General features: G+C 64.1%; 15 protein-coding genes. 4 read left to right on the forward strand and 11 right to left on the reverse strand.

Annotated elements, in window-relative coordinates:
- Positions 1–336 precede the first annotated feature (336 nt).
- Positions 337–1,077, reverse strand: coding sequence for a substrate-binding periplasmic protein (locus C515_RS0112950; RefSeq protein ID WP_028455890.1), 741 nt, complete (start codon positions 1,075–1,077; stop codon positions 337–339).
- Complete coding sequence (locus C515_RS0112955) at positions 1,077–1,451, reverse strand: PsiF family protein (RefSeq protein ID WP_028455891.1); 375 nt, start codon at positions 1,449–1,451, stop codon at positions 1,077–1,079. Before C515_RS0112955 ends, C515_RS0112950 begins: the two co-directional genes overlap by 1 nt.
- A gap of 254 nt (positions 1,452–1,705) precedes the next feature.
- Here C515_RS0112955 and C515_RS0112960 point away from each other — a divergent pair, with 254 nt between their 5' ends.
- Positions 1,706–2,542 carry a dienelactone hydrolase family protein gene (locus tag C515_RS0112960; protein WP_051304914.1) on the forward strand — a complete coding sequence of 279 codons (837 nt, stop codon included), beginning with the start codon at positions 1,706–1,708 and terminating at the stop codon, positions 2,540–2,542.
- Between the two features lie 82 nt (positions 2,543–2,624).
- On the opposite strand, the gene C515_RS20940 is transcribed toward C515_RS0112960, so the two are convergent.
- From C515_RS20940 to cysK, 5 genes are all read right to left on the reverse strand, one after another.
- The gene (locus C515_RS20940) at positions 2,625–4,121 is read right to left on the reverse strand and encodes a mechanosensitive ion channel family protein (protein ID WP_081686939.1); all 1,497 of its coding nucleotides are present in this window, start codon (positions 4,119–4,121) and stop codon (positions 2,625–2,627) included.
- 339 nt (positions 4,122–4,460) lie between these two features.
- Positions 4,461–5,366 carry a carbohydrate ABC transporter permease gene (locus C515_RS0112970; RefSeq protein WP_043649465.1) on the reverse strand — a complete coding sequence of 302 codons (906 nt, stop codon included), beginning with the start codon at positions 5,364–5,366 and terminating at the stop codon, positions 4,461–4,463.
- A gap of 10 nt (positions 5,367–5,376) precedes the next feature.
- On the reverse strand, positions 5,377–6,339 hold the full coding sequence (locus C515_RS0112975; RefSeq protein WP_245575035.1) for a carbohydrate ABC transporter permease: 963 nt from the start codon (positions 6,337–6,339) through the stop codon (positions 5,377–5,379).
- Positions 6,340–6,636: 297 nt separating this feature from the next.
- Positions 6,637–7,668, reverse strand: a complete 1,032-nt coding sequence (locus tag C515_RS22625; RefSeq protein WP_051304916.1) for a LysR family transcriptional regulator — start codon at positions 7,666–7,668, stop codon at positions 6,637–6,639.
- Between the two features lie 244 nt (positions 7,669–7,912).
- Positions 7,913–8,848: a cysteine synthase A gene (gene cysK, locus C515_RS0112985; protein ID WP_028455895.1), complete on the reverse strand. Its 936-nt coding sequence runs from the start codon at positions 8,846–8,848 to the stop codon at positions 7,913–7,915.
- A gap of 94 nt (positions 8,849–8,942) precedes the next feature.
- On the opposite strand from cysK, the gene C515_RS0112990 reads away from it, so the two are divergent.
- The 3 genes from C515_RS0112990 (at position 8,943) to C515_RS20950 (ending at position 12,240) form a co-directional block, all read left to right on the forward strand.
- On the forward strand, positions 8,943–10,157 hold the full coding sequence (locus C515_RS0112990) for a multifunctional CCA addition/repair protein (RefSeq protein ID WP_028455896.1): 1,215 nt from the start codon (positions 8,943–8,945) through the stop codon (positions 10,155–10,157).
- Positions 10,158–10,525: 368 nt separating this feature from the next.
- Positions 10,526–11,158 (forward strand): aminoacyl-tRNA hydrolase, encoded by a 633-nt coding sequence (gene pth / locus C515_RS0112995; RefSeq protein WP_043649468.1) that lies wholly within the window; start codon positions 10,526–10,528, stop codon positions 11,156–11,158.
- The gene (locus C515_RS20950) at positions 11,155–12,240 is read left to right on the forward strand and encodes a CobW family GTP-binding protein (RefSeq protein WP_081686940.1); all 1,086 of its coding nucleotides are present in this window, start codon (positions 11,155–11,157) and stop codon (positions 12,238–12,240) included. The genes pth and C515_RS20950 overlap by 4 nt, the downstream gene beginning before the upstream one ends.
- A 38-nt stretch (positions 12,241–12,278) precedes the next feature.
- On the opposite strand, the gene C515_RS22630 is transcribed toward C515_RS20950, so the two are convergent.
- The 4 genes from C515_RS22630 to C515_RS20965 form a co-directional block, all read right to left on the reverse strand.
- A complete protein-coding gene (locus C515_RS22630; protein ID WP_028455898.1) occupies positions 12,279–12,785 on the reverse strand; it encodes a hypothetical protein in 507 nt (168 codons plus the stop codon).
- Between the two features lie 104 nt (positions 12,786–12,889).
- On the reverse strand, positions 12,890–13,429 hold the full coding sequence (locus C515_RS22635; protein ID WP_051304918.1) for a hypothetical protein: 540 nt from the start codon (positions 13,427–13,429) through the stop codon (positions 12,890–12,892).
- Positions 13,430–13,534: 105 nt separating this feature from the next.
- Positions 13,535–14,839, reverse strand: a complete 1,305-nt coding sequence (ccsB, locus tag C515_RS0113015) for a c-type cytochrome biogenesis protein CcsB (RefSeq protein WP_043649470.1) — start codon at positions 14,837–14,839, stop codon at positions 13,535–13,537.
- On the reverse strand, positions 14,836–16,845 hold the full coding sequence (locus C515_RS20965; RefSeq protein ID WP_051304919.1) for a cytochrome c biogenesis protein ResB: 2,010 nt from the start codon (positions 16,843–16,845) through the stop codon (positions 14,836–14,838). Before C515_RS20965 ends, ccsB begins: the two co-directional genes overlap by 4 nt.
- Between the last annotated feature and the right edge of the window lie 58 nt (positions 16,846–16,903).

Below are 16,903 nucleotides of genomic sequence, written 5' to 3' on the forward strand. Positions count from 1 at the left end.
TGATCCTCCCCCTTCGGGGAAACCTGCGCTTCTCAGCGGCTTTCAGGGCAGAGCGTACTAACCAACGGCTTTGTTGTTCAAGCGTCCTGAATAGATAGACATGGTCAGGAAGTAATTACAGGTATATGCCCGAAACCCATTACCAGAAAGGGCTGCAACCACATACCCAAACCCAACAGGCTGTTTTTTTCCTGAAGGAAAGGCCCAGATGGCAAGCCATGCTCAGAAGGGTTTCGGTGGACTGACTGCACAGATTTGCAGACCAGCAGCCCGCTTATCTGTTGCTGGCGCCAGCCAGGCGCCGACTGCCGGCAATGCCTGGGTGGCGGCGGCTTATCACCTGGCCAGATAGCGCTGGCGCAGCGCCTCGAAATAGCCGGAACCCTGCAGCCGCAGGATGCGCCGGTGCAGCTCGGCGGCGCGGGGATGGGCCGACGGCGTGGCGCACGACACCGAGGCATTGGCCAGCACCAGCCCTTCGCCCAGATGCAGCTCCGGCGGCTGCCGCCGGTTGTACCAGCGCAGGGAAAGCTGGTTGATCACGCCATAGGCCGTACGGCCCTTGCTGAGCTTGCGCAGCATCAGCTCCTCGCTGGGCGCGTCTTCGCGCTGGATCAGCCCGGCGGCAAACAGCTGTTCCAGCGTCGGATACTGGTAGCCGCGCACGGTCGAGAAAATCTGCCCGTACAACTCGCTCAGGTATTGGGGATTGGGTTTGCCGGGCGCGATGGCCAGTACATTCTGCATGGCAATCAGCGGCGGGCTCCAGCGCAGCGGCATGCCCGGCTTGAACCAGGCGGGATTGAGCATGCAGGCCAGCTCGAAATCGCCGCTCTCCAGCGTCCGTTCCAGACGCTTGCGCGGCAGCAGGACAAACTCGACCCTGTCGCCGCCCTCGGCGGCAATCTGCTGGCTCATGTCCCAGACCAGCCCTCCCGCTACCCGGCCGTTGCTGACCAGCAACTGCGGTGCGGGCAAGGCATCCGATACCAGCACACGCAGCGTCGCCGCCAGCACCGGCCCGCAGGCCAGGCCGGCCAGCGCCAGCAGCAGGCCGCGCGGCCAGAATTGCAGCATTACGGTTTGGCCGGGCCGCCGTCCTTGACGCACTTGTTGACGAAACTGGTCTTGGCGGCGCCGGCCAGCTTCTTGTCCTTGGCGGCAGCATCACACTTCCCGGCCACGCTGGCCGCTGCGGCATCGGCTTCGCACTTCTTCATGAAGCTGGTTTTGGCGGCGCCAGCGAGCTTTTTCTCCTTGGCAGTGGCTTCGCACTGGCTGGGCATGCTGGCCGCAGCGTCTTTCTCGCATTTGGTGACGAAGCTGTTTTTCGCCGCGCCGGACAATTTCTTCTCGGCGGCCTGCGCCGCGCACAGTTCGGCGGGTGACTGGGCAGCAAGGGCCGCACCGGAGATCAGCAGCGAGGCGGTCAGCAGGGCAAGGGCTTTCATGGTCAACTCCGTAATTGGCAGGAAAACCTTACTATAGCAGCGGCAAGATGACAGCCAAACCGCTGTGCACCAAAGCGCCATGAAAACCACGCCAGAGCGGCGCCCGCCGGTCTGGCGTGGAAATGGATAAAACCACGGCCAAGCACCGCCAGGAACCGTGCGGGTCAGCACCTTGGCGTCGGCGCAATTCGGAGCTAGGCTCTGTTGAGGTTTGATTGGTTTTGCCCCTTTTTGCCCCTGGAGAGACCCGCATCATGACCGAGTTCAATCGCCGCCAGATTCTCGCCACCCTGCTGGCCAGCGGCTTCGCCCTTGCCGTGCGCCCCGTCGCGGCCTCCACCGTTTACACCTCGGCCATCGGCCTGAAGGCTTGCCCGGACGAGGTGCCCACCGCCAGCGGCAAGCTACCCGTCTATCTGGCGGGCCCCGAAAAAGCCGACAAGCCGCTGCCGGTGGTGATCGTCGTGCAGGAAATCTTTGGCGTGCATGAACACATCCAGGATCTGTGTCGGCGCCTGGCGCACGCGGGCTATCTGGCCATTGCGCCGGAGCTGTTCTTTCGCCAGGGCGATCCGCGCCAGTATGAAGACATCCAGCAACTGATCCGCGAGCTGGTCGGCAAGGTGCCCGATGCGCAGGTCATGAGCGATCTGGACGCCGTGCTGGCCTGGTCGGCCAGCCAGGGCGGCGATCCGCAGCGCGCGGCCATTACCGGCTTTTGCTGGGGCGGGCGCATCACCTGGCTGTACGCCGCGCACAATCCGCAGCTCCGCGCGGGTGTCGCCTGGTATGGCCGGCTGGGCGGCGAGCCGACGGCGCTGACCCCCACCTTCCCGCTGGATGTGGCAGCGCGCCTGAAAGCACCCGTGCTGGGCCTCTATGCCGGCCGGGACAAGGGCATCAGCCTGGAGAGCGTCGAAAAGATGCGCAGCGCGCTCGGGCCGGACAGCCGCAGCAAAATCATCGTCTACCCCGATGCCGAGCACGGCTTCAATGCCGACTATCGGCCCAGCTTCAATGCCACGGCCTCGGCCGCTGCCTGGCAGGAAATGCTGAAGTGGTTCGCCGCCAAGGGCGTAGCGCCGCGCTGATTGCGCAGGCAGACATGGCAATGGGTATATGAGCCAAACCCATTGCCAGAAAGGGCTGGACTGATATATCACCCACCGTATATCAATCCAGCCTGAAGAAATGCCGGATGCGGCCCAGCAGTTCACCATGGCCGTTGCCCGGCGTGGCGCTGGCGTTGAGGCGCTGGCTATTGGCCTGCTGGCGCGCGTGCAGCACGCGCGAGATCGATTCCGCCAGTTCCGGGCGGGCGGCGAGGATGTGCTGGAAACTGTCGCGATCAAGGCGGTAGCACTCGCAATAGCTGCTGGCCACAATGGTCGCCATGCGCGGTGCGCCGGTCATCAGGCCCATTTCGCCGAAGATTTCGCCAGCGGGCAGCGTGCCCAGCAGCACGCCGCCATCCTGACCGTAGTCGCGCCAGACGGCGACCTCGCCGGTGATGAGGATATAGAGCCAGTGCGCCACGGCGCCCTGGCGCGTGATGACGTCACCGCTTTCAAAGGCGGCAAAGGCGAGCTCGCGCGCCAGTTGCTCGCGCTCGGCGGCGCTGAGGCTGCTGAACAATGCGACATTGGCCAGCGCGCGCAGGCGTTTTTGCAGCTCTTCGGGCGCCAGCTGCCCGCTCTGGCGCACATGCAGCGTTTGCATGCCGAATTGCCGGGGGGCCACGGTGGCAATGTCATTGCGCCCCAGCGCGGCGATCAGATGGGCGCGCACCTGCGAATCGGTCAGATCATCGGCCTGGAAATTGCTCAGCCAGTAGCGCGTCACATAATGCGCAACCCCGTCCTGCAGGCCCATCAGCACGGTGGATGGTGGCGGCTGGCGCGCCACGCCGGGGATGCTGGCATCTTGCAGCGCCTGTTCGGTAATGGCCACAATGCGCGCGGGCACCAGCCGCGCATCGAGATCCAGCGCGATATTGCGCCGCCACACCGCCAGCTCGCCCACCTGCCTGCCCAGCACGATAAAGCTGTTTTTCATCAGCCAGCCATTCGGAATCACCACCGTTTCGCCGCTGCGCGTTTCCAGCTGTGTCGAGCGCCAGCCGATCTGGCTGACCCGGCCGCTGTATTCGCCCGCTTTCACCCACTGCCCCAGCCGCAGCGACTGGTCGGCCTGGAGCGCGATGCCGGACAGGATGTTGCCCAGCGTATCCTGCATCGAAAAGGCAATGACGGCGGTAATGACGGCCGAAGTGGTGACCAGTTGCGACAGGTCGAGCCCACCTTCGCGCAAGCGCACCATCCCCCAGCCGACATAAGCCAGCAGCAGGGCCATGTCCTCGGCGATGCGCAGCGGCCGGTAGCGCAAGAGCGGCAAGAGCAGCCGAAACAGCGTCAACCCGCACAGGCGCAGATACAGCATGCCCAGCAGCACGCGCACGATCTCCGCAAACAGCGTGGCGCCGTGGCCGTAGCCCAGCGTGATCAGCATTTCTTTCAGGCTCAGCGCCACGAGGCCGGCGACAGCCAGCAGCGCAGTCAGGCGCAGTGATCCGCGTTCGGCCGTTTCCCGCCAGTACAGCAGCACCAGCATCAGCAGCCCGCTGCCCAGCAATACCGGCCAGGGTCGTTCCAGAAACGGAGTCAGTCCCATGCTGCAGCCTCGCTCACGACACCCTTGATTGTGGCAGCGGGCCGGCACAAAACAAGTTCGCGGCCTTAGGTTCTGTTGACGTTTTGTTTGCGCTGCCCGTTTGTGCTGTTTTTGGCCTGAAACAAGGCGCGAAGCCCTTGCAGGGTCATTCCATGCAAGGGCTTTGCAACGCCGTGTCAGGCCAAAAACAGCCAAACCCGGCGGGCTGGGCGCTTTTTGCGCCGACTCTGCGTTGTCGCTTCGCTGACATAACCGGTTATGCGGCGCTCGCAACGCCTTGATTCGGCGCAAAAAGCGCGCCAGCGGGAACGCAAACAAAACGTCAACAGAACCTAGGGCTTATTTCACCGCGCCATCGAGGCCGGAGATGAAGTAGCGCTGCGTGCAGGCAAAGAACACCAGCACGGGAACGATGGTCAGCACGATGGCCGCCATCAGGATGTTGTCCGAGGTGGCGAAGGGGCCGGTCAGATCGTTGAACACGCCGACCGCCAGCGGCAGCTTGTCCTTCGAAGTCAGCACGATGGAGGGCCACAGGTAGTCGTTCCATGCGCCAACCAGCGTGAAGATCGCCAGCGCGGCCAGTGACGGCGTGGTGACCGGCACCATGACCTTCCAGAGGATCTGCATTTCCGAGGCGCCATCCACGCGGGCCGCGTCGATCAGGTCCTGCGGGATGGCTTCAAAGGCCTGCTTCATCAGGAAGATGCCAAAGGCGCCGGCGAAATTGGGCGCCATGGCGCCAAAATAGCTGTCCAGGCCCACCCAGCCGCGCAAGGACCAGTCCGGCCCCAGGCCCAGCGCACCCTGCAGCGCGTCGGCTGCATCGCCAAAATGCTTGAGCGTGATGAAGTTGGGCACGATGCCGACTTCCGAGGGCAGCATCATCGTTGCGATGATGGCGACAAAGATCAGCCCGCGCCCCGGAAATTTCATGCGCGCCAGCGGGTAGCCGGCCAGCACCGAGACCGCGACGACGCCAAGAATGGTGAACAGCGACAGCAGTGCGGAATTCTTCAGGTAGGTGGTAAACGGCATTTCCTGAAAAACGCGCTCGAACCAGACGAGGCTCATGTCCTGCGGCCAGAACCCGGCCGGGAACTGGTACATGCGCGAGGCATCGGCCGACAGCCCGGAGCTCAGCGCCCACAGAAAGGGAAAGGTGGTAAACAGGGCAAAGACGATCAGGCCGGTGTAATGGCCGCCCAGGCCAAGGGCGCGGTGCAGGGTTTTACGGGTAATCATGTGCGGCCCCTTATTTGCGATCGCCGAAGAAGCGGAATTGCACAATGGCCAGCATCATGCAGAAGAAGGTCACCACCAGGCCGGCGGCGGCGGCGCGGCCGAAGTTGTAGTTGCGGAACGCCTGGTCGAACACGTAGTACAGCGCCGTGTAGGTGTCGGCCTGTCCCTTGCTCAGTACGATCACCTCCTGGAAGGCCTTCATCGCGCCGATGGTCGACAGCAGCGTGCACAGCAGGATGGTCGGCTTCACCATCGGCACGGTGATCTTCCAGAAGCGGTCCCAGGCATTGGCGCCATCGAGAATCGCCGCCTCTTCCACCTCGGCCGGAATGGCCTGCAGGCCGGCGAGATAGAGCACCATGTAGTAGCCCAGCCCCTTCCAGAAGGTGAAGGCCATGACGGAGAAGATCGCGATGTCCGGATTGCCCAGCCAGTCGATCTGCACTTCCGGGCTGGCAAGCAGGCCCAGCGCGTGCCCCACCCAGCCCAGAAAGCCGTTGAGCATGCCGTCATATTTGTAGACAAAGGCCCAGGCTACCCCGGCAACCGAAATCGCCGTAATCACCGGGATGTAATAGGTGGCGCGAAAGAAGGTCATGCCCGGCAGCTTGTTGTTGACCAGCTTGGCCATCAGCAGCGCGGCGAGCTGGATGCAGGGCACTACCAGCAGGTAGAGCAGCGAGTTTTTCAGCGCGCTGTGAAACAGCGATTCGTCGTAGATGTACTTGAAGTGGGCAAAGTCATTCCATGTCGTGACGCCATCGGCGATCGCGTAATCGTGAAAGGCGAGGTAGGTGTTGAAGCCCACCGGCCAGAACGTAAAGATGCCCAGCAGGATCAGCGCGGGTGCGAGAAACAGGTAGGCGGTAGCGGTGTAGTTGTGGCTCTTCATGGTCGCCTCCGCGGACAGGCGGCCACTGGCGGGCAGCAGCAGTGCTGCTGCGCCGAACGGGCAGGGTTGCTCATGATTCATCCTCGATGCTGTTATGGGTTTTCTTGGTCCGGGCTTTGTGACCGCCGCGTGACAGCAGCAATCTATGCCCCTGCGCGGCATGGCGAAATGGCGCGGGCGGCATAGTGGCTATGCGCGCCATGCATGACGCTGCAGAGGGTGGGGATGTGGTGAGGAAGGGCGGGAATTGCGTGGCGATCCGGCTGGTGCTTGGCCGGCAAAAAGGCGGCGGGAGCAAGCGGGCGGCAGCCTGGCTGGGCTTGAGCGGCCCAGCGGGCCGTCAGCGAGGGAGCGGGAAAACGCTGGCGGCGCTCGCCTTCAGCAGGCGCGCCCGGGGAAGTAGCGACCGACCAGCGGGTAGATGCGGTCGTCGTCCGCGCGGGACTGGCGTTCGCCGGTGACGGGGGGCGCCAGGCGCAGCGAACGCTGGGCCGGGCTGCCCGGCGCCATGTCGCGCAGCCGCTCGGCCAGTGTCTGGCGCAACCAGCTGTGGGCCGCATCATTCTGCCAGCGGGCCGACCAGTACAGCGTGTAGTCGGCATCCGGCAGCCGCAGGGCGGATGGCAGGGGGAGTATCTCTAGCTGGCCTTTGTCACTCATGGCTTCCACAGCTATACGGTCGGTTATCAGCAGGGCGTCGCTGTTGCGCAGCCAGTCGGCCAGGCTGGCCGTGTCGTCCAGCTGCAATTGCAGCTGCCGCTGCAGGCCGGCCGCATCGAGACGCTGATCAATGGCCTCCTGCAGACAGCCATCGGCGCTCAGCGCCAGATGCGGCCAGGCCGCCAGCTCGGCCAGTTCCAGCGCGCCGTTCAGCGCCGGGTGCCCCGTACGCAGCACCAGCACCGGCTGGCGCGTGAAGAGCGTGCGCTGGTGCAGATCGGGGCTGAGATGGCTGGCCACGCCCAGGGCGAGGTCGATCTCCTGGCCCAGCCGTTCGCAGCTGTCGGCCTGCCAGGGCAAGACCCGCAGTTCCAGCATGGGTGCGGCAGCGAGAATGTCGCGCAGCACGCGGTCGCGCAAGCGGGCGGGCACGCTGCCGGCAAGGGCCAGCGTGAAGCGCGCCTGCAGCCATTCCGGGGCGAATTCTGGCGGGGCGACCAGCGTGGTGATGCGCCCGAGTATGTCTTCCAGCGGCTGGCGCAGGGCTTCGGCGCGCGGGGTCGGCGCCAGGCGGTTGGCGCTGCCGCGCACGAACAGCGGGTCGTTGAACAGCGTGCGCAGCCGCGCCAGCGAACGGCTCATCGCCGGCTGGGTGACGCCCAGTTGTTCGGCGGCGCGGCTGACGCTCCCGGAGGCGAGCAGCGCATGCAGACAGCACAGCAGGTTGAGATCGGTATTCAGCAGATTCATTGCCGCGACCACGGGTAAGGTGTTTACCTGATGGTAGCGTAGTCGGCTGCTGCCGACTACATTTAACCGTTCTTGCGCTTCGGCCTGGTGGGCAAGTCTTGATCTGCTGCAATACTTGTCAATGTATTCGCCTGCAGCCCTTTCTGAGGATTGCCTGTGGCGATATACCTTGAGGAGTGAGGGACGTCCCGCCAGGAAAAAGCGGCGACCGTCGGGCCGCCGCCTGGCCGGTGCGTTTCCGGCCTCAGTCGAGCAGACCCTCGAACAGCTTGGTCGACAGGTAGCGCTCGCCAAAGGATGGAATGATCACCGCAATCAGCTTGCCGGCGTTTTCCGGACGGCGCGCCACCTGCAGTGCGGCCCAGACGGCCGCGCCGGCGGAAATCCCGGACAGGATGCCTTCGCGGGTGGCCAGTGCGCGTGCGGTGGCGAAGGCGTCATCATTGCCCACGCGGATCACTTCGTCATAGATCGCGGTATTGAGCACGGCCGGCACAAAGCCCGCACCGATGCCCTGGATGGGGTGGGGGCCCTTCTGGCCGCCGGACAGCACCGGGCTGGCTTCGGGTTCGACGGCAATGGCCTGGAAGGACGGCTTGCGCGCCTTGAGCACTTCCGCCACGCCGGTGATGGTGCCGCCGGTGCCCACGCCGGCGACCAGGATGTCGATGGCGCCATCGGTATCATTCCACAGTTCTTCGGCCGTGGTCTGGCGGTGGATGGCCGGGTTGGCCGGGTTTTCGAACTGCTGTGGCAAGAAATGGTTGGCGTTTTCCTCGACCAGCGCTTTCGCGCGGGCGATCGCGCCGCCCATGCCTTCCGCTGCCGGGGTCAGGATCAGTTCGGCGCCATAGCCGCGCAACAGCGCGCGGCGTTCCTTTGACATGCTCTCGGGCATCGTCAGTACCAGCTTGTAGCCGCGCGCCGCGCAGACCATGGCCAGACCGATCCCCGTGTTGCCGGAAGTCGGCTCGACAATCACCGTGTCCGGGCCGATCAGGCCGGCCGCTTCAGCCGCGTCGATCATGCTGACCGCGATGCGGTCCTTGACGCTGTGGCTGGGGTTGAAGTATTCCAGTTTGGCGACGACGGTGGCGTTGACGCCCTCGGTGACGCGGTTGAGCCGTACCAGCGGGGTGTTGCCGATCAGTGCGGTGATGTCGTTTGCAATCTTGGCCATGGCGTAAGTCCTGGTGAAGGAAGAAATCGGATGCCGGGGATTGTAGACCCGTGCCTGCGGGACAAGAAATAGCATTTGCTTACAAGGAATAATCATGGAGTTCTATCGTGTCGGCGGCGCGGTGCGCGACCGCTTGCTGGGCCTGCCAGTGCAGGATGTCGACTGGGTCGTCGTCGGCGGCACGCCCGAGGCCATGGCTGCACAGGGCTTCATGCCGGTGGGCAAGGATTTTCCGGTCTTCCTGCACCCGAAAACCCATGAGGAATACGCGCTGGCGCGCACCGAACGCAAGTCCGGCCATGGTTACAAGGGCTTTACCGTGTTTGCCGATCCGTCGGTGTCGCTGGAGGAAGACCTGCTGCGCCGCGATCTGACCATCAACGCCATGGCCGAGGATGCCGCCGGCCAGCTCATCGACCCCTTCAACGGTCGTGCCGATCTGGCGGCCGGCATCCTGCGCCACGTGTCCGATGCCTTTGTCGAAGATCCGGTGCGCATCCTGCGCCTTGCCCGCTTTGCCGCGCGTTTCGGTTTTGTGGTGGCCGCAGAAACCATGGCGCTGATGCGCGCCATGGTCGACAGCGGCGAGGTCGATCACCTGGTGCCCGAGCGTGTCTGGCAGGAGCTGAGTCGCGGGCTGATGGAAAGGCAGCCATCGCGGATGTTCGCCGTGCTGCGGGAATGCGGCGCGCTGGCGCGCATCGCGCCGGAAGTCGACGCACTGTGGGGCGTGCCGCAGCGCGCCGATTACCACCCCGAGGTTGATACCGGTGTGCATGTGATGCTGGTGCTGGATTACTGCGCGGCGCAGGGGGCTCCGCTGCCCGTGCGCTTTGCCGCGCTGTGCCACGATCTGGGCAAGGCGACCACGCCGGCCGACATCTTGCCGCAGCATATCGGTCATGAAGCGCGCGGTGTCGAACTGGTCGAGGCGCTGTGCGAGCGCCTGCGCGCACCGGTCGAATGCCGCGAGCTGGCCGTGCTGTGCTGCCGCGAGCACACGCTGGTGCACACGGCCATGCAGCTGCGCCCCGCCACGCTGCTCGAGCTGCTCACCCGCTGCGATGCCTTGCGCCGTCCGGAGCGCTTCGGCCTGCTGCTGGATGCTTGCCTCGCCGATGCGCGCGGCAGGACGGGTTATGAGCAATGCGCTTACCCGCAGGCGGACTTTCTGCGTCAACAGCTGGCGCGCGTGCAGGCCGTGGATGCCGGCGCCGTGGCGCGCGCCGCTGCCGACAAGGGCAAAATCCCCGAGCTGGTGCGCCTTGCCCGCCTGGCTGCCTTGCAGGTGGCATTAAGTAGCAAATAAGTAAATGCCACTTTCCTGCTGGACTGGCTGTGAGGCTCGCCACCATCTGGCGGCAGCTGGTGCTGTTGGGTGTGAAATTCCATACCACTGTTATTGACACTCTCGAGCAATGCCGGCATTCTGGCGACTCGCAACTGGCATAAACCCCGGCATGCTGCTTTGCTCGAGAGAATGCTTCAAAAACAGGAAAGCAAAGTGGTATTAAGCTGATTGCCAGTGCGCCGGCTCCAGGAGAGCCCAGATTGCGCACAACGAGGACCTCTCAGTCCTTGCTTATAACCGGCCTTCGTGGCCGGTTTTTTTTGTCTGGCGTCCGGAAATGCGGCCGTCCCGCGTTATCATCGCGTTTTGTCCCGATTTTTGCCGCCATGTCCCAAGCCAAACCCATACGCCTGATCGTGGGCCTCGGAAATCCCGGCGCCGAGTATGCCGCCACCCGCCATAACGCCGGCTTCTGGCTGGTTGACGAACTGGCGCGCGATGCCGGCGCGAGTCTCAGGCTGGACAGCAAATTCCATGGCCTGGCCGGACGCGGACGGCTGCACGGGCAGGACATGTGGTTTCTCGAACCGCAAACCTATATGAACCGCAGTGGCCTGGCCGTGGTCGCGCTGGCGCAGTTCTACAAGATCCTGCCCGACGAGATTCTGGTCATTCACGACGAGCTCGACATTGCGCCGGGCCAGCTCAAGCTCAAGCAGGGCGGCGGCAATGGCGGGCACAACGGCCTGAAGGATATCCAGGCGCACCTGAACACGCCGAATTTCTGGCGCCTGCGCGTCGGCATCGGCCACCCCGGCAACAAGGCGGAAGTGGCGAGCTTCGTGCTCAAGCCACCGCGCCGCGAGGAGCAGGAGCTGATCGACGAGGCCCTGCTGCGCGCGTGTCAGGGCATGGCGCAGGTGATTGCCGGCGACATGGGCCGGGCGATGGCACAGCTGCACACCGATGCGGCCAAGCAGCGCCCGCACAAGAAGCAGGACGCGGAGCCGCAGCCATGATGGCCGCGAATGCCGCTGCCGTGCCGCGTGTGCCGGTCAATCTGGTCACCGGTTTTCTCGGCGTCGGCAAGACCACGGCGCTGACGCATCTGCTGGCGAGCAAGCCGGCGGGCGAATACTGGGCGGTGGTAGTCAACGAGTTTGGCGAGGTCGGCATCGATGGCGCCAGCCTGTCGGTGGCCGCCGACAGCCTGCAGGTCGCCGAGGTGCCCGGTGGTTGCATCTGCTGCACGACCAGCCCGCAATTGCGCGTGACGCTGACCCGGCTGTTGCGCGCACGGCGTCCGGACCGGCTGCTGATCGAGCCATCGGGGCTGGGCCATCCGGCCGGCATCGTCGACCTGTTGCGCGACCCCATGCTGGCCAAAGTGCTGGAATTGCGCGGCGTGATCGCCTTGCTCGATCCGGCCCACGTGGCCGACAGCCGCTATACCACGCATGAAACCTGGCGCGATCAGCTGCAGCTGGCCGATGTCATTGCGCTGAACAAGTGCGACCGGGCCGATGTGGCCCAGCTGGAGGCCGCCAGAACACTGGCAGCCGGCCTTTACCCGCCGAAGCTGGCGGTGCTGGAGACCAGCCAGGGACGGCTGCCGCAAGACGTGCTCGACGTCGATTTGCTGCCGGAGCGCTGGCCTGAAACCGTCAGCCATGGCGGCCATGTGCGCAATCCGCTGGCTCCCGCGCGCAAGCGTGGGGCTGATGACACGGCGGCGACTGAGCCGAGCTGGCCGCTGCGCAAGCAGCAATCCAGCCTCGATTCGCACAGCTGCGGCTGGATTTTTCCGGCCGAGTGCCAGTTCTTCAGCGCCAGGCTGGCCGAACTGTTCGAGCAGCTGGGCAAGGACGACGCCTTCGGCCTTGCCGGCCTGAGCCGTGCCAAGGGCGTTTTCCATACCGAGCGCGACTGGTACCGCTTTGACTGGGTGGACGGCTATCCGGGCGTGCAGGTGTCGGCCTATCGCCGCGACAGCCGCTGCGAGCTGATCGTCAGCGCAACAAAGGCCCCCGATTGGGAGGCCTTTGAACGAGCCTTGCTGGCGGCGGTCATGAATCCTGAAGTCTTGGGTATTGCTCGCTAGCCTTTTGCTGGAAAGGGCTGCAGGCCCATACCTGCCAATCAGCTTACCGGTGACAGCAGGGCGTTGACCTGACGCTGGCCGGTGTCGGCTGCGCCACGGTGGCCGGAGCGGCGCAGGGCATTGAGCCATTGCTCGATGATGGGCGCCAGATCGTCGGCATCGCGCACCCCCTGCAATTGTGCAGCCAGCTTGTCTTCCCAGTTTTGCCCCAGATACTGGCTGGTGACATCCAGAATCACCTTGCTGGCGGCAGCGAGCTGCTTGCTGTTGTCGCGCGGCAGCGGCGGGGCGATGGTGGTCGGGCCGGAGAAGCTCAGCACGTCCTGTTTTACCTGCGAGGCGCAGGCATTGATGAAACCGAGCTGGCGCAGCCTGGCCAGCATGGTGCCGACATCCTCGCCCGGCAGCAGTGCGCCCAGCATCGTGCTGTCGCGCTGGCCGTCGATCATGATCAGCAGGCGGCGTTCTTTCTGGCCAAGCTGGCCGCTGCGTTCAGCGATTTCACGCAAGCCCAGCTCGGTTTTCTGGTAGAGGATGGCGCTCATATTCATTCCCCAGCGGTAATGCTCGTGGCTTTAGATATAAGTTTTTTGTGATGTAGTTGCAAGCGGGCAACTACATCAGCCTGCGAGTATACCGTTTTCGCGACTTAACGCAGCATGGCGCGGATCTGCGGCAGGTGGCTGTCGGCAATATGGCCGAAACCGGCGGCCTGCATGCGCTTGTACCAGGTATCGATGCAGAATTTCAGATCGTCCGGGCCGCTCAGATTGTCGAACAGGTCGATCAGCATCGTGTCCAGCGCGTCGTCGAGATACTGCTGGCTGCACATGGCGAGAATCAGGCGGGTTTGCGCAAGGCTGCCTGCCGAGGGCAGGCCGGCGGGGCGAACGATGCCGGCGGTGTCGGTCGCCGTGGGCGCTGTGGCCTGTGCTGGCGGTGCGGCAGCCGCTGGCGTGCTGGCCGGGATGCCGGCATGGCCGTTGAGCTCGATCAGGCCCTGCTCGTGGAGCGCGGTCAGGCGTGTCTCCAGCTCGGAAACGGGCAGGAATTGCTCCAGATCGGCGATGGTCTTGCTGCCATCGACCATGATCAGCATCTGGCGCAATTTCAGCGGCAGGCCCCGCGTGCGTTCCTGGATTTCAGCGAGGCCGGCGGTGGTTTTGCTGAAGCAGAGCGTGCGATCCATTGCTAAATCCCGGCAGCCATGGCGCTGCAAAATTGAACGAGGCAATGATTATAGGTCTCGCTAACGCAGCAATGCGAGTCAGTAATGTCCTTTATTACCCGAATGCTACAGACCGCCGTAAGAATGCAGACCGGACAGGAACATATTCACCCCGATGAAGGCAAACGTGGTGACGAAGAGTCCGGCGACTGACCACCAGGCCAGCACAGCGCCACGCCAGCCCTTGACGAGCCGCATGTGCAGCCAGACGGCGTAATTCAGCCACACGATCAGGGCCCAGGTTTCCTTCGGGTCCCAGCTCCAGTAGCCGCCCCAGGCATCCGCTGCCCACATCGCCCCGAGGATGGTGGCGATGGTGAAGAACAGGAAGCCCACGGCAATGGCCTTGTAGGAAATTTCATCCAGCACGGCGCCGGATGGCAGATAAGCCGCCAGGCGACCGCGATTGGCAGCCACGATGCACAGCAGGGCGGCGCAGTAGCCGAATTTGGCGGTGAAGACGGCGCGCGGCGCCCAGGTGTCGCCCAGCTGTGCCGCACCCAGATGCAGGCCCAGGCTGAGCAAGAGCACGCAGCCGGCCGCCAGCCACAGCGGGCGTTTGGCTGTGGCCTGTTCCTCCGGTTCGACCAGCAGCCAGGCCACACCGAGCATGGCCGCCATGGCAAAGGCGCCGTAACCGACGAAGTTGGCCGGTACATGAATCTTCATCCACCACGATTGCAGTGCCGGAATCAGCGGCTGGATTTCATGCGCCTGGCGATCAAAGGTGTACCAGATGATGAAGGCCACGGCGGCCGAGATGATCAGCAGCACAAAGGCACCCACCGCGCGCGCGGCATAGCGGGCTTCGTAATACAGATACATCAGCGCGGTGATCAGGCAGAACAGGATGAAGACTTCGTAGAGGTTGGATACCGGGATGTGGCCGACATCGGCGCCGATCAGATAGCTTTCATACCAGCGTACCAGCTTGGAAGTCAGCGCCGCGACGGCGGCCGCCCAGGTCAGGCCGCTGGCCAGGCCCAGCAGGGTCGCCGACTTGCGCAGCAGCCCACCCCAGTACAGCAGCGTGGCGAGGAAGAACAGCACGCACATCCACATCACTGCCGACTGGCTGGACAACGCGTACTTCAGCCAGAACCGGCTGCTGCCATTGGCCAGCGTGCCGTCATACAGGCCGATGCCTGCCAGCGCCAGCAGGCCGCACAAGGGCATGAACCAGCGCATCGGTTTCCAGAACCAGCCCAGCCAGACGAGGCCGGCCGCGCTGCCCAGCAGGATGCCCTGCTCGTAGTAGTCGAGGAAGCTGCCGTAGCGCTGGAAGGTAAACAGCGCCGCCGCGATGATCAGGGCCGCAAAGCCGTAGTCGGCGCGGCTGAGGCGGGAGGAGGGGCCGGAGGTGAAGCTCATGCTGATTCCTTGTCGGTCTGCGTGCCGCTGGCGGGCAGCAGGGTCGTGCTGTGCAGGGTGAATTCGCGGTCCAGTTCGGCGGTGCGGCGGTTGCTGGTCATGGCCAGCACGCTGCCAGTGGCGGCCAGCCTGATCCACAGGCGGTTTTCCCGGATGTAGAACATGCAGAAAATGCCGATGACCAGCAGCAGCGAACCCAGATACACCACATTCTTCCCCGGTGAGCGCGTCAGCTGGAAGCCGCTGGATTTGACTTCCTCGAAGCCGGCCAGTTGCAGATACACCGGGCTGCCGTATTCAAAGAAATTGCTGGCAGCCACGATGGCGTCGGTGGTGAAGCGCACATCGCTGGCGGCCTCTGCGGCCCGGGCCGGGTCCAGCATGCCGCGCGCCACGCCCACGGCGCCCTGCAGCACCTTCAGATAGGTTTGCGCCACCAGCGGGCGCTGGTCTTCGGGCACCTGTTCCTTCAGGAAGCGGTCGATTTCCGGCAGGCCACCGCGGGCAAACTGCCCCAGCACGCCCAGCGTGATCTGCTTGAACTGCTCGCGTCCGCCTGCCGAGACGCCGCCGGCGGCAAAGGCTTGCGCGGCGGTGAGCTCGGCAATCTCCGCGTGGCGGGCGCCATCCAGCAATACTGCGCGCAAGCGCATGAAGGTGTCGGGTTTCAGGTCCTTATCAAGGGGTATGCGCGTGAAAGTCATTGGCGCAGAGACCTCCCGGCGCATACCTGACAGGAGATACCAGGCGCCATCATCCTGCCAGGGCGCCATGTAATTCTGGTACTCGACGGCCTGGCCGGTGTCGTCACGCAGCTTGAAGGTGATCGACGGGCCAATGTTTTTCAGGTTGTGCTCGGCCTTGACGTTCTGCGCCACGGCCATGGCGCTTTGCAGCGTATCGGCTGGCGGCGGTTCGCCGCCCATGTTTTCGATATTGAAGGGGCGGAAGTCGCCCAGCTCGAGCTGGAAGCGCTGCTGGCCGATGACCAGCGGCTGCTGGCTTTGCGAGCGGGTCGCCAGCGGTGCGGCGGCGCCACGGGCCAGATCCCAGACCTGCAGCTCCAGGCCCGAGCCGCCGTCGCCGAAACTGGACTGGTAAATGGCCACGCCCTCGACGATCAGCGGCTTGTTCACTTCGATGGTGCCGCCGGCAAGCAGCTTGCCGCTGTGGTCGAATACCTCGATGTCGCTGGCGAAACGCTTGGGCTGGCCGGTGGAATAGTGCTCGATGTGAAATTGCTTGAGCTTGAGCAGGAAGGGCAGTTCCTGCACGAAATAGCCCTGGCCGGCGTTCAGGAAAACCACGTCGGCCGAGCTGCCCTCGGAGAGCGTGACATTGCCGCGAAAGCTCAGATTGTCGCTGGTCAGCCGGCTGGGCGGCGGCACTTGGCTTTGCGGGATGTCGCGGGTTTCCGGTTGCTTGATGTCGAATACTTCGGCGATTTTCAGCGGCAGATTGCCGTCCATCAGGCCGCCGATGCAGATCACCACGATGGCCGCATGTGCAAACAGATAACCGAGTTTCTGAAAACTGCCCTTCTTGGCGGCGATCAGCGTGAAATCGTCGCCCTGGCGGATGCGCCAGCGGTAACCATGTTGCGCCAGATGGGCCGTGACCGTGGCCTCGTCGAGACGCTGGCTGCTTTGCACATGATGGCTGATGCGCGTCAGCGAGCTCAGCGTGGCGCGCTCGCGATAGCTGCGGATTTCGCGCAGCATGCCCGGCACATGGCGCCAGATGCACAGGCTGGTCGAAAGCACCAGAAAGGCCAGAATCAGCAGGAACCAGCTCGAGTGGTAGACATCGTAGAGGCCCAGTGCCTCGAACTGGCCAAACCAGAATTCGCCAAACTCGATGCGGTAATTGTTGTAGGGCTCGTTCTGCTTGAGGACGGTGCCGATCACCGAGGCAATCGCCAGCACGGTCAGCAGGCTGATCGCAAAACGCATCGACGACAGCAGTTCAAAGAGCGCACGGGGCAGGGAAGACTGGATGCGGTTCATTGGGCCGGAAAATGGAAAAGAGGGGCGTGCAGCCCCTCTTGGATAAGGACCGTCGGGA

This window comes from Chitinilyticum litopenaei DSM 21440, assembly GCF_000428145.1.
Lineage (GTDB): Bacteria > Pseudomonadota > Gammaproteobacteria > Burkholderiales > Chitinibacteraceae > Chitinilyticum > Chitinilyticum litopenaei.